Origin of the sequence: Massilia sp. YIM B02763, from assembly GCF_030412015.1 — a bacterium.
In the GTDB taxonomy this organism is placed as follows: domain Bacteria; phylum Pseudomonadota; class Gammaproteobacteria; order Burkholderiales; family Burkholderiaceae_D; genus Telluria.
In genome coordinates this window covers 101,561-118,055 of record NZ_JASNRD010000017.1, presented here as the reverse complement: position 1 = coordinate 118,055, position 16,495 = coordinate 101,561, and the positions used below count along the sequence as shown (strand labels likewise).

Annotated in this window: 14 protein-coding genes and 5 pseudogenes; 6 read left to right on the top strand and 13 right to left on the bottom strand. The window is 65.2% G+C overall.

Annotated elements, in window-relative coordinates; all coding sequences use genetic code 11:
* Positions 1-16: 16 nt before the first annotated feature.
* The gene (gene sucD, locus QPK32_RS19920; RefSeq protein WP_290414538.1) at positions 17-898 is read left to right on the top strand and encodes a succinate--CoA ligase subunit alpha; all 882 of its coding nucleotides are present in this window, start codon (positions 17-19) and stop codon (positions 896-898) included.
* Positions 899-1,365: 467 nt separating this feature from the next.
* On the top strand, positions 1,366-1,875 hold the full coding sequence (locus QPK32_RS19915) for a pilin (protein ID WP_290414537.1): 510 nt from the start codon (positions 1,366-1,368) through the stop codon (positions 1,873-1,875).
* A gap of 48 nt (positions 1,876-1,923) precedes the next feature.
* On the opposite strand, the gene QPK32_RS19910 is transcribed toward QPK32_RS19915, so the two are convergent.
* The 5 genes and pseudogenes from QPK32_RS19910 to QPK32_RS26730 form a co-directional block, all read right to left on the bottom strand.
* Entirely contained in the window at positions 1,924-2,640 is a 717-nt protein-coding gene (locus QPK32_RS19910; protein ID WP_290414536.1) for a flagellar brake protein, read from the bottom strand.
* A 198-nt stretch (positions 2,641-2,838) separates the two neighbouring features.
* Positions 2,839-4,914 (bottom strand): S9 family peptidase, encoded by a 2,076-nt coding sequence (locus tag QPK32_RS19905; protein WP_290414535.1) that lies wholly within the window; start codon positions 4,912-4,914, stop codon positions 2,839-2,841.
* 60 nt (positions 4,915-4,974) lie between these two features.
* A pseudogene (locus QPK32_RS19900) lies at positions 4,975-5,571 on the bottom strand (methyl-accepting chemotaxis protein); the annotation flags it as partial.
* Positions 5,572-5,628: 57 nt separating this feature from the next.
* Positions 5,629-5,995, bottom strand: a pseudogene (locus QPK32_RS26735) (methyl-accepting chemotaxis protein); the annotation flags it as partial.
* A 360-nt stretch (positions 5,996-6,355) separates the two neighbouring features.
* Positions 6,356-6,844: pseudogene (locus QPK32_RS26730) on the bottom strand (MCP four helix bundle domain-containing protein); the annotation flags it as partial.
* Positions 6,845-7,186: 342 nt separating this feature from the next.
* Here QPK32_RS26730 and QPK32_RS19890 point away from each other — a divergent pair.
* Entirely contained in the window at positions 7,187-7,513 is a 327-nt protein-coding gene (locus QPK32_RS19890) for a hypothetical protein (protein WP_290414534.1), read from the top strand.
* Here QPK32_RS19890 and pqqE read toward each other — a convergent pair.
* The 5 genes from pqqE to pqqA are packed head-to-tail and all read right to left on the bottom strand — an operon-like array spanning position 7,510 to position 10,775.
* The gene (pqqE, locus tag QPK32_RS19885; protein ID WP_290414533.1) at positions 7,510-8,670 is read right to left on the bottom strand and encodes a pyrroloquinoline quinone biosynthesis protein PqqE; all 1,161 of its coding nucleotides are present in this window, start codon (positions 8,668-8,670) and stop codon (positions 7,510-7,512) included. The genes QPK32_RS19890 and pqqE overlap by 4 nt on opposite strands.
* Before the next feature lie 10 nt (positions 8,671-8,680).
* Entirely contained in the window at positions 8,681-8,941 is a 261-nt protein-coding gene (pqqD, locus tag QPK32_RS19880; protein WP_374046771.1) for a pyrroloquinoline quinone biosynthesis peptide chaperone PqqD, read from the bottom strand.
* A 14-nt stretch (positions 8,942-8,955) separates the two neighbouring features.
* The gene (pqqC, locus tag QPK32_RS19875) at positions 8,956-9,648 is read right to left on the bottom strand and encodes a pyrroloquinoline-quinone synthase PqqC (RefSeq protein ID WP_290414531.1); all 693 of its coding nucleotides are present in this window, start codon (positions 9,646-9,648) and stop codon (positions 8,956-8,958) included.
* Positions 9,645-10,559: a pyrroloquinoline quinone biosynthesis protein PqqB gene (gene pqqB / locus QPK32_RS19870; protein ID WP_290414530.1), complete on the bottom strand. Its 915-nt coding sequence runs from the start codon at positions 10,557-10,559 to the stop codon at positions 9,645-9,647. Before pqqB ends, pqqC begins: the two co-directional genes overlap by 4 nt.
* 54 nt (positions 10,560-10,613) lie before the next feature.
* Positions 10,614-10,775: a pyrroloquinoline quinone precursor peptide PqqA gene (gene pqqA, locus QPK32_RS19865; protein WP_290414529.1), complete on the bottom strand. Its 162-nt coding sequence runs from the start codon at positions 10,773-10,775 to the stop codon at positions 10,614-10,616.
* Between the two features lie 302 nt (positions 10,776-11,077).
* Between pqqA and QPK32_RS19860 the strand changes: the two are divergent.
* Both QPK32_RS19860 and QPK32_RS19855 read left to right on the top strand, forming a co-directional pair.
* Positions 11,078-11,362 (top strand): annotated as a pseudogene (locus QPK32_RS19860) (MFS transporter); the annotation flags it as partial.
* Positions 11,363-11,435: 73 nt separating this feature from the next.
* Positions 11,436-12,503 (top strand): annotated as a pseudogene (locus QPK32_RS19855) (sugar porter family MFS transporter).
* A gap of 7 nt (positions 12,504-12,510) precedes the next feature.
* On the opposite strand, the gene moaC reads toward QPK32_RS19855, so the two are convergent.
* On the bottom strand, positions 12,511-13,005 hold the full coding sequence (moaC, locus tag QPK32_RS19850) for a cyclic pyranopterin monophosphate synthase MoaC (protein ID WP_290414528.1): 495 nt from the start codon (positions 13,003-13,005) through the stop codon (positions 12,511-12,513).
* A 106-nt stretch (positions 13,006-13,111) separates the two neighbouring features.
* Here moaC and QPK32_RS19845 point away from each other — a divergent pair, with 106 nt between their 5' ends.
* The gene (locus QPK32_RS19845; RefSeq protein WP_290414527.1) at positions 13,112-14,713 is read left to right on the top strand and encodes a M48 family metalloprotease; all 1,602 of its coding nucleotides are present in this window, start codon (positions 13,112-13,114) and stop codon (positions 14,711-14,713) included.
* A 151-nt stretch (positions 14,714-14,864) separates the two neighbouring features.
* Here the strand turns inward: QPK32_RS19845 and QPK32_RS19840 are convergent, their stop codons facing one another.
* Entirely contained in the window at positions 14,865-15,467 is a 603-nt protein-coding gene (locus QPK32_RS19840; RefSeq protein ID WP_290414526.1) for a DUF2946 family protein, read from the bottom strand.
* Positions 15,468-15,471: 4 nt separating this feature from the next.
* Positions 15,472-16,464 carry a YheT family hydrolase gene (locus tag QPK32_RS19835; protein ID WP_290414525.1) on the bottom strand — a complete coding sequence of 331 codons (993 nt, stop codon included), beginning with the start codon at positions 16,462-16,464 and terminating at the stop codon, positions 15,472-15,474.
* Between the last annotated feature and the right edge of the window lie 31 nt (positions 16,465-16,495).

Below are 16,495 nucleotides of genomic sequence, written 5' to 3'. Positions count from 1 at the left end.
TCGCGAAGGAAAGAAAATGTCGATTCTGATCAACAAAGACACCAAAGTCATCACCCAAGGTATCACCGGCAAGACCGGCCAGTTCCACACCCGCATGTGCCGCGACTACGCGAACGGCCGCGAGGCGTTCGTCGCCGGCGTGAACCCGAAGAAAGCCGGTGAAGACTTCGAAGGCATCCCCATCTTCGCGAACGTCAAGGAAGCCAAGGCCGAAACCGGCGCCAACGTGTCGGTCATCTACGTCCCGCCGGCAGGCGCCGCCGCCGCCATCTGGGAAGCCGTGGAAGCCGAGCTGGACCTGGCAATCTGCATCACCGAAGGCATCCCCGTCCGCGACATGATGGAAGTCAAGGATCGCATGGCCAAGGCCGGTTCGAAGACCCTGCTGCTGGGCCCGAACTGCCCGGGCCTGATCACCCCGGACGAAATCAAGATCGGCATCATGCCGGGCCACATCCACAAGAAGGGCCGTATCGGCGTCGTGTCGCGCTCGGGCACCCTGACCTATGAAGCGGTCGGCCAGCTGACCGCGCTGGGCCTGGGCCAGTCGTCGGCAGTCGGCATCGGCGGCGACCCGATCAACGGCCTGAAGCACATCGACGTGATGAAGATGTTCAACGACGATCCGGATACCGACGCCGTCATCATGATCGGCGAGATCGGCGGCCCGGACGAGGCCAACGCTGCTTACTGGATCAAGGACAACATGAAGAAGCCGGTCGTCGGCTTCATCGCCGGTGTCACCGCTCCTCCGGGCAAGCGCATGGGCCACGCCGGCGCGCTGATCTCGGGCGGCGCCGACACCGCGCAAGCCAAGCTGGAAATCATGGAAGCCTGCGGCATCAAGGTCACCAAGAACCCGTCGGAAATGGCGCGCCTGCTGAAGGCCATGCTGTAATCCGCGGTCTGCGGACCGGCTACAAGCAGCAACGACACGTCGTCCCCGCGCAGGCGGGGATCCAATTTTTGCAAGCGTCTCGATGACGCAGGCAGAACTTGGATCCCCGCCTGCGCGGGGACGACGTTTTTACGTTAACGCAGAAGACGTTTCGCCGGCTGGGCGCTTCCCGGGCGCCGTAGCGTTCTTCTTGTTGTTGCGGCTGGCACGGGTGGCGGACTGAGGTGACAATTTTTGGCTGCGTAGCGACGGATTCCGGCAGGCCGACAAATTTTGCGCATGCAGGGTGACAAAAATTGTCACTGGCAAGCGCCAAACGGTCTCTTTTGTCCGATTTTTGTTATTGAACACTAAAAATTCTGCCTGGAAACTAGCTGGCATACCGCTTGCATATAGAAGAGCAGAAGCAAGCAGTAACCGGATACGCAGTACAACCTTTAACGCATCACCCAAACTGGAGAGATACCATGAAAGCACCGCACATCAACAAGAAGGCCGAAGGCGGCTTCACCCTGATCGAACTGATGATCGTCGTCGCGATCATCGGCATCCTGGCTGCTGTGGCGATTCCGCAGTACCAGAACTATGTGGCTAAGTCGAAGTTTGCTGCTGCACTGGCTGAAATCTCGGCAGGTAAAGTTGGCTTCGACACGAAGATGAACGAAACCAACAGCACGCCGAGCCTGACCGATCTTGGCCTGCAGGCATCGAGCAACAATTGCAGCACGCTGGCTGTCAGCTCGGAAGGCATCACGTGCACCATCACCGGCGGTCCGTCGGCTGTGAGCGGCAAACACGTCAGCTGGAACCGCAGCACCGACGGCGTGTGGACTTGCCATCAGGACGTCTCGACTGAGGGCACCACTATTATCGGCGCTACCGGTTGCACTGAAGCGAACCCGATTGTCGCCACTGGCACTGGCACTGGCACTGGCACTGGCGCCGGCGCCGGCGCTGGCACCGGTGGCAACGGTTAATCAGTCAAATGCATTAACGAACCCGGCCTCGGCCGGGTTTTTTTACGCCTACACAATCCGCTGCCGATCCGCCAGCACCACCTCGTACGTCAGATTCTGCAGCAGCGTAAAGTGCACCGGATCCAGGTCCACGAACTGCACCCCGTACGCGAATCCCGCCGACTGTTCCGTCCCCCCGTCCAGCACGTTCACGTTGCGGATCGCCGCGCGCGTCCGGATCGGCACGTCCTGCTCGTTCGCCGGCGATACCAGCTTGAACGCCAGCTCCAGTTCGCCGCTCTCGCGCGGCAAGGCCTCGCGCGTTTCCACCCGCGCGCCGTTCACGCTCAGGTTCGTCAGCAGGCAGTCCTGCACGCCGGCCCAATCGGCATTCAATTGCGCCGCGATGTCGACGCGCACCCGCATCGCCGTGCGCAGGCTCGTGCCTTGGATCGCGCGCGGGAAGGAGAGGTGGGCATAGAACAGCGGGCGGCCGAAGACGCGCTCGACGGTACAGGCGAACGAACACACGTTCACGCCGGAGAACACGCGGATGGTGACGCGTTCGCCTTCCGTCAGGGCGATCGGCGCATTCTTCTCGAGCGGGATCTTGACGATCAGGTACTCGTCCTTCAGCCAGCCGATGAGGGTGGAGAAATGCTGGACAGGTTTCAGGCGCCGGTGCGTCAGCAGTTGCAGGCGCACGCCGACCTGCAGGTTCATCGATTCGAATTCGAAGGTTTGCGGTAGGAATTCGCGCTCCGCCGGCGCGTCGTTCATCCTCATTGTTACTGTCAATTGATGAGATACCGACAGTATAAATGAGGAAATATTTTATTGCTGGCAATAATATGGTCCCGTTAATACAAGCGGGACCGTCCGTCGTCCCTGCGCAGGCAGGGACCCAAGTACATTACGCATCTCGACGGCGCGGAAAAATTGGGTCCCTGCCTGCGCAGGGACGACGGACCACTGAGCAGTAACTTACTGCTTCAAGTGCTGGTCCAGCCAGTTGATGACCGTGTGGTGCCACAGCAGCGAGTTGGCCGGCTTCAGCACCCAGTGGTTCTCGTCCGGGAAGACCAGCAGCTTGCTCTCGATGCCCTTGCGCTGCAGCGCCGTGAACGCCGACAGGCCTTGCGCGGTCGGGATGCGGAAGTCGAGGTCGCCCTGCACGACGAGCATCGGCGTCTTCCAGTTGTTCACGAACAGCACCGGATTGAACTTCTCGTGGTTCTGCGGGACGGTGAAGTAGGAGCCGCCGCTCTCCCAATCGGTGAACCACTGTTCCTCGGTCGAGAAGGCCATGCCGCGGGTGTCGAACACGCCGTCGTGGTTGACGATGCACTTGAAGCCGTCCGGCCAGTTCCCCTGGATCCAGTTCATCATGTAGCCGCCGTAGGAAGCGCCCAGCGCGCAGGCGCGCGAGCGGTCCAGCCACGGGTACTTGGCCACCGCCGCGGCCAGGCCCTTCTGCAGGTCTTCGAGCGGCTTGCCGCCCCAGTCGCCGCTGATGGCGTCGGTGAACTTCTGGCCGTAGCCGGTCGAGCCGTGGAAGTCGATGAATACGGCAGCATAACCGGCGCCGGCATAGGTCTGCGGATTCCAGCGGTAGCTCCAGCCGTTGCCGAAGCTGCCTTGCGGGCCGCCGTGGACGAGGAAGGCGATCGGGTACTGCTTGCCCGGTTCATAGTTCCACGGCTTCATCACATGGCCGTAGACGGTGTCGCCGTTCGCGCCCTTGAACGAGAACTGCTCGGACTCGCCCCAGCGCACGTCGGCCAGGCGTTCCTTGTTCAGCGTGGTCAGCTGGACGGGGTTCACGCTGCCCGCCTTGACGGCATACAGCTGGGCGCCGGAGGACAGGTTCGCCTGCGTGTAGGCGAGCGTGCCGCCGCGCAGGTCGTAGCCGCCGATGGCGCCCTTGCCCGTCAATGCGGTGACCTTGCCGGACGCGGCGTCGATCGAGAACAGGCGGTGCTGGCCCACGTCTTCCGCATCGACGACGAGCGACTTGCCGTCCGCGCTCCACTGCAGGCCGCCGGCCGAGCGGTCCCAGTCGGCGGCCAGCTTGCGCTTGGCGCCGCTGGCCACGTCCATCAGCATCACCTGGTAGCGGTCGGCCTCGAAGCCGGGACGGGCCATGGCCAAGTAGGCGAGGGTGCGGCCGTCCGGCGAGAACACGCCCTTGGCATCCCAGGCCGGATTGTCGGCGGTGAGGTTGCGCGGCGCCTGGCCGCCCGCAGCCGGCACCGTGTACAGGTCGAAGTTGGTCGACCACGCCTCGGTCTTGCCGGCGATGCGCACCGAGAACACGATCGTCTTGCCGTCCGGGCTGAAGCGGTATTCCTCGCGGTCGCCGAACGGCTTCGAGGGCACGTCGCCGTCCAGCGTGCCGGACAGGCTGACGGGCGTGCCGGCGGCCTTGCCCGACGCGTCCAGCGGCAGCGAATACAGCACGGCGTTGCGGCCGTCGGCCCAGGTGTCCCAGTGGCGCACGAACAGGCGGTCGTAGACCATGCCCGTGGCCTTGTCCTTGGCCTTCGCGTCCATGCGCGACTTGGTGCAGGCGAGGTCGGCGCAGTCGCGGAACACGGCCATGCTCAGGGCGATGCGGTCACCCGTGGGCGAGACGCGGAAGTTGTCGACGTCGAGGGGCAGGTCGGTCACGCGGACCGGCTCGCCCGCCTTGTCGCCCTTCAGGGGCAGGCGCCACACCTGCGACGAGCCCGAACGCGTGGACAGGAAATAGATGGCGTCGCCCTTGCCCGACCATTCCGGGTCGGTGCTGCTGGCGGCATGGGAGGTCAGGCGCTGCGGCGTCGGCCTGGCCGCCTTCAGGTCGACCAGGTACAGGTCGGTGTGGCCCTTGTTCTTGGCCACGTCGGTGCCGCGCACCGTATAGACGATGCGGCTGCCGTCCGGCGAGACCACCGGCGTGCCGACGCGGTCCATCGCGACCATGTCCTCGACCGTGAAACCGCGCGGCGCGGCCACCGCGACCGTCGATGCCATCGTGGCCGCCAGGAAGGCGGCCAGTGCCAGCGTACGTACTTTCATGCTGTCCTCGTGCAAAACAAAGGCAGCAATTTACCATGCGCCGGATCGGCCCGGCCAGGATCAGAACTCTTCCCAGTCCCCTTCGGCCGGTGCGGTGGCCTTGGCGGCCTTGGCGGTCTTGACGGCTTTCGCCGGACGCACGGTGCGCGCCGCGACCGATGGCGCCGCCAGCGCGGCCTGGGCCGGCTTCTTCGCGGCGGGCGCAGGTGCGCGTGCCGCCGCAGCCGAGGATGCGGACGCGGACGCCGGTGCGGCCTGGTGCGCCGCGACGCGGAACACGCTGACCAGTTCCGACAGCTTGCCGGCCTGCGCCTGCAGCGATTCCGATGCCGCCGCCGCTTCCTCGACCAGGCCCGCGTTCTGCTGCGTGACGTGGTCCATCTGGCTGACGGCTTCGTTGATCTGCTCGATGCCGGTGGTCTGCTCGCCGCTTGCCGCCGTGATCTCGGCCATGATGTCGGCCACGCGCTGGATGCTGTCGACCACTTCCTGCATCGTGCTGCCGGCCTCGCCCACGAGCCTGCTGCCGGCGCCGACCTTCTCGACCGAGTCGCCGATGAGTTCCTTGATCTCCTTGGCGGCGGTGGCGGAACGGTGCGCCAGCGTGCGCACCTCGCCCGCGACGACGGCGAAGCCGCGGCCCTGTTCGCCTGCCCTTNTTCTCGACCGAGTCGCCGATGAGTTCCTTGATCTCCTTGGCGGCGGTGGCGGAACGGTGCGCCAGCGTGCGCACCTCGCCCGCGACGACGGCGAAGCCGCGGCCCTGTTCGCCTGCCCTTGCCGCCTCGACGGCGGCGTTCAGCGCCAGGATATTGGTCTGGAAGGCGATGCCGTCGATGACGGAAATGATGTCCACGATCTTCTTCGACGAGGCGTCGATCGAGCCCATGGTCTCGACGACCTGCGCGACGACGGCGCCGCCCTGGGTTGCCACGCTCGAGGCCGTCATCGCCAGCGTGTTGGCCTGGCGCGCATTGTCGGCGTTCTGCTTGACGGTCGACGTCAGTTCTTCCATCGACGACGCCGTTTCTTCCAGCGAGCCGGCCTGCTCTTCGGTGCGCGAGGACAGGTCCATATTGCCGCTGGCGATCTGGCTCGATGCCGACGCGATCGCATCGGTGCCTGCGCGTACTTCGGTGACGATGGTGGCGAGGCGGTCGCGCATGCTCTTCATCGCGAACAGCAGGCTCGACGTGTCGCCGGCGCGCAGCTGCACGTCGCTGACCAGGTCGCCCGAAGCGATACGGCCGGCAACGTCGGCCGCATACGCCGGTTCGCCGCCGAGCTGGCGCGTCAGGCTGCGCGTGATCAGCACGCCCAGCGCGATGCCGGACAGCGCGCTGCACACGACCAGCATCATCATCATCGTGCGGCTGGCGCGGTAGGAGGCGAAGTTGGCGTCGTTGGTATCGCTGGCCAGCTTTTCCTTGCGCTTGGCAAGCTCCGTCATCTTGTCGTCGACCACCTGGGAACGGGGCATGAAGGTGCCGAACAGGTAGTCGATCGAGGCGCGCTGCTGCTGCAGGGCGTCGTCCTTGGCCAGCTTGAGGAGCTCGGCGATGTCCTTGTCATGACCGCTCAGCTGGGCATCGAGCTCGGCGAAGGTACGCTTGCCGTCGTCGGTGGAGAACAGGGGGCGGGCGCGGTCCAGGTTCTCGCGCATCATCTGCCTGTACTTGTCGAGATTCGCAATCGTCTTCTGGCGCTGCTCGTCGCTGGATGCCAGCATCACGCCGCGCAAGGCGCGCCCGATGTAGATGAGATCGATATTCGCTTCCTTGGTATAGGAAAGGCCGAGCAACTCGTTCTGGTACAGGCGCTTGGCGCGATCGTTCATCTGGTCCATGCTGACGATGCCGATGGCGGCCACGATGGTGCCGAGCAGGGCAATGGCAAGAAAACCCAGGATCAGCCGCGTGCCGACCTTCATTTGCTGAAACATGTCATTTCTCCGGAATGGATGGGGCCGGACAGGCGTTGATTCGGCGCAGTCGGCAAAGTATTTGGTTTCTGGAGAAATGTTAATTGATCCGAGGAAATTATCGGAGAATATGTGAAATAAATTGTCTGTACTGGCGTATTTTTTCCACGTTACTTTGACAATATTGCCCATGCGGCAGCAAAGCACTAGCGATGCATCGTGTCATTAAGTTACATTCCTCATGTAATCCTTACGCCTGACGCGGCACACGGTCCGGTACGATCAATGTGCGTGCCGGATCCGGAAGTAAGCTCGATGCGCGGTATCCACCGTTACCCATCAGGAGTCATCATGACGAGCATGAAACCGGAAGCAATCCTTTCCCTTGCACCCGTTCCGGCCCAGTGGGTCGATACCTGGTCCGGCGTCGCCTCCCTGTACCGGGACGCCATGCAGGCCAGCGTCCAGCAACTGGTGCTGAGCTCGGCAAGCATCATCCAGGAACAGACGATGCGTGCCTTCATGGCCGCATCGAACGCCTGCGCGGAGGCGCTGGCCAGGAATGCGATGTCGGTGCAGCAGCAATCGATGGTGCGTTTCGCCGACGCGCACCAGCAGGCGCTCGGCCTGATGGGACGGGCATGGACGGCGGGCTGGACGGGCAACGGCAAGAGCTAGCGCGTGCCCAGCTTGCGCGAGTTGGCATCGGTACGGAACAGGATCGGCTGTACGTCCTGAGGCAAGGCTTGCGCGCGTTGCGCATGCAGCACGATGGCGTGCACGTCGCCGTGGCTGGGCGATTTGGCGCAGACAGGATCGGCATTCTCCGCGTCCCCCGTCATCGCATAGGCCTGGCAGCGGCAACCGCCGAAGTCCCGCGCTTTCTCGCTGCAGTCGCGGCAGGGCGGCTTCATCCACGCGTCGCCACGGAAGCGGTTGAATGCGCCGCTGGCATACCAGATGTCCCGCAAGCTCGTGTCGCGCACATTGAGGAAGGCGATGCCCGGCAGCGAACGTGCCGCATGGCAGGGTAGGGCGGTGCCGTCCGGCGCAATGCCCAGGAAGACGGAGCCCCAGCCGTTCATGCAGGCCTTGGGACGCTCCTCGAAATAGTCGGGCACCACGAACAGGATGCGCATCCGGTTGCCGATGCGCGCGCGGCATGCAGCCACGGTGGCCTCGGCGCGCGCCAGCTGTTCGCGCGTCGGCATCAGCTGGGCCCGGTTGACGAGCGCCCAGCCGTAATACTGCGTATTGGCCAGCTCCAGGTATTCCACGCCCATGTCGAGCGCCATCTCGATGATGCGCTCCACGTGATCGAGATTGAAGCGGTGCAGCACGACGTTCAGGACCATCGGGTAGTCGTACTGCTTGATCAGGCGGGCGACGCGCGATTTCAGGTCGAAGGTCTTCGTGCTCGACAGGAAGTCGTTCATCTCCCGGGTCGAGTCCTGGAACGACAGCTGGATGTGGTCGAGGCCCAGTTCCTTCATGCGTGCCAGGCGCGCTTCGGTCAGGCCGATGCCGGACGTCAGCAGGTTCGTATAGAAGCCGAGCCGGCGCCCTTCGCCGATGAGCTCCTCGAGATCGTCGCGCATCAGGGGTTCGCCGCCCGAGAAACCGAGCTGGGCGGCGCCGAGCTGGCGCGCCTGGCGCATCACGTCGAACCATTGTGCCGTGTCCAGCTCGGCGCGCTCGTTCGCATAGCCGACGGGGTTGAAGCAGAACGGGCAGTGCAGCGGACAGCGGTAGGTCAGCTCGGCCAGCAGCCACAGCGGCGGCGCGATGGCCGGAGCGGCGGTCGAAGCGGCGGTCGGCGGCAGCGGTGCATTCATGGCCGCGGGCTCAGCGAATCCAGCCGCGCTCGCCGGCCGCGCGCAGGAATTCCTCGACGTCGCCCTGCAGGCCGCGCTGGTCGAACGCCTGTTCGAGCTCGGCGACCATGTCCGGCACGGAATGCTGGCCGTCGCAGCGCTTGAGGATCTCCGCCGCGCTCTGGTTCAGCTTCACCATGCCTTCGGGATACAGCAGCACGTAGCTGTTCTGCGCTTCTTCCCACTGCATGCGGAACAGGCGGGAAAGAGCGGGTTTGTCTGGGACGGTCATCATGGCATCTTCGGTCAGGGATAGGCGTTGTCGATGGCGTCGAGCATGGCCCACAGGATGTCGAGCTTGAACTGCAGGATCTCGAGTGCCCGCTCCTGCTGGGCGCGCGTGGTGAAATGGTCCAGCGTCACCTGCAGCCCATGTTCGACGTCGCGTTCGGCCAGCGAGATGCGGCTGCGGAAATACTGCAGGCCGGCAGGGTCGATCCAGCCGTAGTGGACGGGCCAGTTGGCCAGGCGGTCCTTGTGGATCTTGGGCGCGAACATTTCCGTCAGCGAGGAACACACGGCTTCCTGCCACGGCACCTGGCGCGCGAAATTCACATAGGCATCGACGGCGAAGCGTACGCCCGGCACCACGTGGCGCTGCGACCAGAGTTCGTCGCGGTCGAGCCCGACGGCCTCGCCGAGCCGCACCCAGGCTTCGATGCCGCCTTCGTCCTCGCCCATGCCGTCGTGGTCGAGGATGCGGCGCACCCACTTGCGCCGCGTCTCGCGGTCCGGGCAATTGGCGATGATGGCGCCATCCTTGCGCGGAATGTTGATCTGGTAATAGAAACGGTTGGCGACCCAGCCGCGAATCTGTTCGGGCCGCAACAGGCCCTCGTTCATCCTGACGTTGAACGGATGGTGGATGTGGTAGCCGGCGCCGCGGGCGCGCAATTGCGCTTCGAATTCCTCGCGGTTCCAGGGTGCTGCAAGCGTCATGGGACGATCTCCATGCCGTCGAACGCGACTTCGATGCCGTGGCGCGCCAGCAGCGCGCGTTCGGGCGAGTCGTTGTCCAGGATCGGATTGGTGTTGTTGATGTGGATAAGGATCTTGCGCCGGTCTCCGATGCGGTCGAGCACCTCGATCATGCCGCCGTCGCCCGACAGCGGCAGGTGGCCCATGTCGGCCGCCATTTTCTTCGACAGGCCCTGCGCGATCATCTCGTCCGCCGTCCACAGCGTGCCGTCGACCAGCACGCAGTCGGCGCGCCGCATCGCCGCTTCCACGTGCGGCTCGATGGCGCCGAGTCCCGGCGCATAGAAGACGGTGCGGCCGCTGTCGATATCCTCGATCAGCAGGCCGATATTGTCGCCCGGCTCGGGCCGCTCGCGGTGCTTCGAATAGGGTGGCGCCTTGCTGCGCAAGGCCAGCGGCGTGAAGCGGATGCCGTCGATGCCGGGCACCTGCGTCGCGGTGCTGCCGTCGATGGGCAAGGCGTGCCAATGCACGCCGCAGTAATGGGACAGGACGGAGGCCAGCGGCAGTCCGTTTTCGAGTTCTTGCCAGACCGGCGCGGTGCAATAGAGCGGCAAGGTTTTCCCCTCGCGCAGCATCAGGAGGCCGGTGACATGGTCGATCTGCGCATCCATCAGCATGACGGCGGCGATGCCGGAATCGCGCACGGCGCGTCCCGGCTGCAGGGCGGGCGTTGCGCGGATCTGGGTCAGGATGTCGGGCGAGGCATTGATCAGCACCCAGTCCTGCCCGTTGGACGACACGGCGATCGACGATTGCGTGCGCGCCGTGGCGCGGATGGTGCCGTTGCGCAGCCCGGCGCAATTACGACAGTTGCAATTCCACTGCGGGAAGCCGCCACCGGCGGCGGAGCCCAGGACGAGAATCTTCATCGGGCGCGCCAGCCGGTGTCGGACACGGCGTCATTGTTGCCGACACCGTGCATGTCAGCGATTCAGGATGTACATCGTGATTTCGAAACCGAAACGCAGGTCGATGAATTCAGGTTTGGCCCAGCTCATGATCGTTCTCCTTAAGCAGTTGATGAAGAATGCATCTACACGCAACTTTACTGGAAAGGCCCGAGCGATGCAGACGATGTGGAACATGCAATAACCATGCCACTTTGGAAGGGGCGTCCAAGGGCAGGGCAAGGCTTCACCTGTGGCAAAACTGAACAGGCAGTCAAGTGTAGTGCCACTTTTCTGGCACAGCTGAACGTGTTGAATGGTGAATTATGTACGCTTACAAACATTCGTGCAAATGTGTTTGATGTATCCTGCATGAAAGAAAAGCGAAAATATTTGCAAGATATGTAATAAATCGTGTTCCAGACGTGTTCCTGGGGCGAGGAGGAGGAGACCCGCTGTCTTGCGACAGTTCCGTCCACTAGCCAGAAGGATACGTATCGATGTCTACCACTACCACGTCGGCCGCCGTGACGGCGCCACCCGACAGCAAGGAAAACCGCTTCGTCTTCAAAGTCGCGATCGCCGCCACCATGGGCGCGCTCGCCTTCGGCTACGACACCGGCGTCATCTCGGGCGCGCTGCCCTTCATGAGCGCCCCCGTCTCCAATGGCGGCCTCGGCCTTACTCCCGTCACGGAAGGCATCGTGACCTCGGCCCTCGTGTTCGGCGCCGCGTTCGGCTCGCTGACGGCCGGCACGCTGTCCGACCGCTATGGCCGCCGCACGACGCTGCTGGGCCTGTCGCTCGTGTTCATGATCGGCGTGCTGGGCACGGCGCTGGCCCCCGTCGGTCGCCGTCATGGTCGCGATGCGCTTCGTGCTGGGCCTGGCCGTCGGCGGCGCCTCGTCGACGGTGCCCGTGTTCATCGGCGAGATGGCCGGCCCCAGCCACCGTGCCCGCCTCGTCAGCCAGAACGAATTGATGATCGTCAGCGGCCAATTGATCGCCTACATCCTCAATGCGCTACTGGCCTACCTGTCCGATTCCCCGCACGTGTGGCGTTACATGCTCGGCATCGCCGCGGTGCCGGCCGTCCTGCTGGGCGTGGGCATGCTGTTCGTGCCGGCGTCGCCGCGCTGGCTGGCCAGCAAGGGCCGCATGGAGGAAGCGCGCGCCGTGCTGGGACAGATCCGCGCGAGCGACAAGCAGATCGACAAGGAAATGGCCGACATGGTCAGGCTGAACGAAATCGAGCACGACCAGGCCGGCTGGTCGGCCGTGCTGGCCACGCCCTGGATCCGCAAGCTGCTGTGGATCGGCATCGGCCTGGGCTTCACGGCCCAGTTCACGGGAGTGAACGCCTTCATGTACTTCACGCCGATCATCCTGCAATCGACGGGCCTCGGCACGAACGCGGCGCTGACGGCCACCATCGGCAACGGTGTCGTGGCCGTGATCGCCACCTTCTTCGGCATCTGGCTGATCGGCAAGCACGGCCGCCGCCCGATGCTGCTGACCGGCCTCGGCTTCGTCGTCGCCTCCCAGGCCGCGCTGGGCGCCGTGCTGCTGTAGATGCCCGATGGCCTGGCGAAAAGCTACACGGCGCTGGCCTGCATCCTGTGCTTCCTGCTGTTCATGCAGATGCTGATCGCGCCCGTGTACTGGCTCTTGATGTCGGAACTGTTCCCGATGCACCTGCGCGGCGTGCTGACCGGCACCGCCGTCGCCTGCCAGTGGATCTTCAACGCCCTGGTGGCGCTGCTCTTCCCCATCGCCATGGCCCAGTTCGGCAGCGCCACGTTCTTTGTGTTCGCCGCCATCAACGTGGGATCGCTGATCTTCGTCGCGACCTGCCTGCCGGAGACCAAGGGGAAGTCGCTGGAGGGGCTGGAAAAATACCTGGAGAAGGAATTGACGGGCGCCTGACCTGCGTCTAGACGGCGGCGGTCCAGTCCCCCGACTTGCCGCCGTGCTTTTCCAGCACCCGCACATTGGTCATGACCATCCCGCGATCCACCGCCTTGCACATGTCGTAAATGGTCAGCAAGCCGACCTGCACGGCCGTCAGCGCTTCCATCTCCACGCCCGTCTTGCCGACCAGCTCGACCTGGGCGCGGCAGTGCACGCTGTCGTTCGCGTCGTCGATCTCGAAGTCGACCGCGACGCGGGTCAGCGCCAGCGGGTGGCACAGGGGGATCAGGTCGCTGGTGCGCTTGGCGGCCATGATGGCGGCGATGCGGGCGACGCCGAGGACGTCGCCCTTCTTGGCGCTGCCGCTCTTGACCAGTTCCAGGGTTGCCGGCTTCATGCGGATGGTGCCGGCGGCGACGGCGACGCGGTGGGTCTCGTTCTTGGCGCCGACATCCACCATATGGGCCTGGCCGGCGGCGTCGAAGTGCGTGAGATGGTCGGAGGCGGGCGTCGTCATGGTGTAGATGGTAGTGAGTGGAGTGTCGTATCAAAGTTTGGCCCGGCGGTAACACCGGCCGGGAAGCGGGTATCATAGCACCGTGAAACCGAACCCGATTCGAGCGATGTTGCAGCAATCACCATCCTGGCGGCGCCTGGCCACGGCCGCCTGCCTGGCCGCCGCCGCCGGCTTCGCCCTGGCCGCGCCCGCCACGTCTCCCACGCCGACGACCCCCGTCCTGCGCGGCGTCACCGATCTCAACAGCCTGCCGACGCTGGGCGATACGGCGCGCGCCGACCTGTCGCCGGTCTTCGAGCGCAAGATCGGCGAGGAGATCATGAACGACATCCGGCGCGACCGCGACTACCTCGACGACGACCCGACCCTCGAGTTCTTGAACAACTTCGGCGAGAACCTCGTGCAGGCGGCGCCCGGCGCGCGCGGCGAGACGAATGCGGATTTCTTCTTCTTCGCCGTGCGCGATCCGATGATCAATGCGTTCGCGCTGCCCGGCGGCTTCATCGGCGTGCACTCCCAGCTCCTGATCGCGGCCCAGAACGAATCCGAGCTCGCCTCCGTGCTGTCGCACGAGATCGGCCACGTGCAGCAGCGCCACATCGCGCGCATGATCGGCCAGCAGAAGCAGGATGCGCTGCTGCCGCTCGCCGCGCTGCTGCTGGCGGCGCTGGTCGGCAAGGCCGGCGGCGGGGCCGATGCGGCGATCGGCGTGGCGATGGGCGGGCAGGGCCTGGCGATCCAGCGCCAGCTCAATTTCAGCCGCGACGCCGAGCGCGAGGCCGACCGGGTCGGCTTCCAGACGATGCGCACGGCGGGCTACGACACGACCGGCATGGTCAATTTCTTCAAGCGCCTGCAGAGTACGACGCGGCTGTACGGCGAGGCGCCGGCCTGGCTGTCCAGCCACCCGCTGACGGGCGAGCGCATCGCCGACATCCAGGCGCGCATCCGCGACAATCCGAAACCGGGCCGCATCAAGCCCGACAGCATCGAATTCCACCTCGTGCGCGCCCGCGCCCGCGTGCTGCAGGACGAGAGCCAGAACGGGCGCGACGAGGCGCGTTCCACGTTCGAGGCCCAGATGGCCGAGCAGAACACCCAGCACCAGACGGCCGGCATGTACGGCATGGCCTTTCTATCGCTCAGGCAGGGCGACCTGAAGGCGGCCCAGTCCTGGCTCGACAAGGCCCGCGCCTCGACGAAGCCGAAGCCCGGCGTGCTGTCGGCGGAGCGTCCCGGGCCGAACGGCGAGGCGATGTTCGCCCAGCTCGACATCGACATCAAGATGGCGCCCGGCCAGCCGCCCGAGGTGGTGGCCCAGGCCGCCCAGGAAGCGGAACAGGTCTACCACCGTTATCCGCTGTCGCGCATGGCGGCGCGCCAGTATGCCGATGCGCTGATCGCGTCCGGCAAGCTGGAGCAGGCCGGCGCCTTCCTGCGCGAGCAGGTGCAGCAGTACCGCGAGGAGCCCAAGCTGTACGACAAGCTGGCCAAGACCTATGCGGCCCAGGGCAAGATCGCGCTGCAGCACATGGCGCTGGCCGAGTCCTACGTGCTGACGGGGGCGGTGCCGGCGGCGGTCGACCAGCTCGACCTGGCGCGCAAGGCGAAGGACGTGTCGTTCTACGACCAGTCGGTGATCGATGCGCGCGAGCGGGAGTTGAAGGAAAAGCAGAAGCAGGACAAGCAGGACAAGAAAGACGAATAGCGGAATAAACGTAATAAACGCGACGTCATCAGCACCGTCGTCCCTGCGCAGGCAGGGACCCAATTTGCGGGCGCAGCCGTAACACGAACAGAGCTTGGGTCCCTGCCTGCGCAGGGACGACGTGGTTTGTCGTTACGTGGTGCGGACAATGCTATTTCGGCGGGTTCAGCCGATCCGGCCTTTGCACGAACCCGAACCGCTGCGCCATCGCGTCCGCCCGGATCCGCTGCACGTTCACCAGCCCGCCCTTCCAGCGCAGCGCCAGTTCCCCGTCGCCGCCTTCCAGCCAGGCCAGCAATTCCTCGTCGCCCACCGTCTTGCCGTCGCGTTCCAGCGCATGCAGGAGGGTCGCCACGTCGCGGTCGTCGACCTGGGCGGTGATGTCTCCCGTGCGCAGCACGATCGCGCCCGTTTCGGTGATGAACACTTCTTCCGGCGCGGGCATGGCCTGGCCTGTCTGCAGCAGGAAGCCCTGGGCCGGGTCGGTGCGCGCGATGAAGGGCGTCGCCTCCAGGTTCACGTAGACCCGTTGCGGGCCGTTCTGGAAATACCAGCAGCCGCGTTCGTCGTGCAGGTAGTTGCGGTTGATAAAGCCGACCAGCGCCTCGTTGGTGAGCTTGTCGCCTGGACTGCCGGCTTGCTGGGCCGCTTCGTCGCGCATGCGCCAGGCGCCGCGTGCGTCGAGGGCCAGCCAGCCGTAACAGTGCGGCACGTTCGGCCACTTGGCCATTGCCTGTATTACGATGTCGTCCATGGGATCAAGCTTGGCATACCTTCGCCGGCACCGGCGCGCGCATCGGCGACCCCGCCAGCGTGTCGAAGAAATGCAGGATGCGTGTTGCCAGCCAGTCTAAGCGGCCGGGAAATGGTCCAGTGGAAAAGCCGACGTGGCCGCCTTGTTCCGGATACTCCAGCGTCACGGCGCGCGACGCCGCGGTCGGCAGGTGGCGGCCCGGCAGGAAGGGATCGTTGCGGGCGTTCAGCACCAGCGTGGGCACCGTGATGTCGGGCAGGACGTGCCTGGCGCTGGCGCGGTGCCAGTAGTCGTCGGTGTCGCGGTAGCCGTGCAGCGGCGCGGTGACGACATTGTCGAAGCTGTACAGGTCGTGCGCAGCCATCAGCCGGTCGCGGTCGAACAGGCCGGGATAGCGCTCCAGCTTGGCCAGCGCCTTGGGCTTCAGGGTTTCCAGGAACATGCACGTGTACAAGCGGTTGAAGCCGGTGGACAGCGCGGCGCCGCCGGCGGCCAGGTCGAGCGGGGCGGAGACGGCCACGGCGGCATCGACGATGGCCGCGCCGTGCCGCTGCTCGCCCAGCCAGCGCAGCAGGACATTGCCGCCCAGCGAGACGCCGGCCGCGTAGAACGGACCCGGATAGCGCGGCCGCAGGCGGCGGATGATCCAGTCGAGCTCCTCGGCGTCGCCGGAATGGTAGAAGCGCGGGGCCAGGTTCGCCTCGCCCGAGCAGCCGCGGAAATGCGGGATGACGCCGTGCCAGCCGCGCGCCTGGACGGCCGCCATGAGCGAGCGTGCGTAATGGCTGTCCGAAGAACCTTCGAGGCCATGGAACAGCAGCACGCAGGGGCTGCCGTCCTCGCCGTCGACATGGTCGACGTCGATGAAATCCTGGCCGCAGGGCGTGTCCCAGCGCTCGCGCCGGAACGCGACCGGCGGCTTGGCGATGCAGGTCGCCGGATAGATCGTCTGCAGGTGGCCGCCCGGCAGCCACCATGGCGCCCGGTATTCCTTCATGGCGCTACAGTAAAGGCCGGCAGGCGGCGGG

Bases quoted from the DNA above. Each gene is read 5' to 3' on its own strand.
- sucD (WP_290414538.1), top strand. From the start codon at position 17: ATGTCGATTCTGATCAACAAAGACACCAAAGTCATCACCCAAGGTATC.
- QPK32_RS19915 (WP_290414537.1), top strand. From the start codon at position 1,366: ATGAAAGCACCGCACATCAACAAGAAGGCCGAAGGCGGCTTCACCCTG.
- QPK32_RS19910 (WP_290414536.1), bottom strand. From the start codon at position 2,640: ATGAGGATGAACGACGCGCCGGCGGAGCGCGAATTCCTACCGCAAACC.
- QPK32_RS19905 (WP_290414535.1), bottom strand. From the start codon at position 4,914: ATGAAAGTACGTACGCTGGCACTGGCCGCCTTCCTGGCGGCCACGATG.
- QPK32_RS19890 (WP_290414534.1), top strand. From the start codon at position 7,187: ATGACGAGCATGAAACCGGAAGCAATCCTTTCCCTTGCACCCGTTCCG.
- pqqE (WP_290414533.1), bottom strand. From the start codon at position 8,670: ATGAATGCACCGCTGCCGCCGACCGCCGCTTCGACCGCCGCTCCGGCC.
- pqqD (WP_374046771.1), bottom strand. From the start codon at position 8,941: ATGACCGTCCCAGACAAACCCGCTCTTTCCCGCCTGTTCCGCATGCAG.
- pqqC (WP_290414531.1), bottom strand. From the start codon at position 9,648: ATGACGCTTGCAGCACCCTGGAACCGCGAGGAATTCGAAGCGCAATTG.
- pqqB (WP_290414530.1), bottom strand. From the start codon at position 10,559: ATGAAGATTCTCGTCCTGGGCTCCGCCGCCGGTGGCGGCTTCCCGCAG.
- pqqA (WP_290414529.1), bottom strand. From the start codon at position 10,775: ATGTTCCACATCGTCTGCATCGCTCGGGCCTTTCCAGTAAAGTTGCGT.
- moaC (WP_290414528.1), bottom strand. From the start codon at position 13,005: ATGACGACGCCCGCCTCCGACCATCTCACGCACTTCGACGCCGCCGGC.
- QPK32_RS19845 (WP_290414527.1), top strand. From the start codon at position 13,112: ATGTTGCAGCAATCACCATCCTGGCGGCGCCTGGCCACGGCCGCCTGC.
- QPK32_RS19840 (WP_290414526.1), bottom strand. From the start codon at position 15,467: ATGGACGACATCGTAATACAGGCAATGGCCAAGTGGCCGAACGTGCCG.
- QPK32_RS19835 (WP_290414525.1), bottom strand. From the start codon at position 16,464: ATGAAGGAATACCGGGCGCCATGGTGGCTGCCGGGCGGCCACCTGCAG.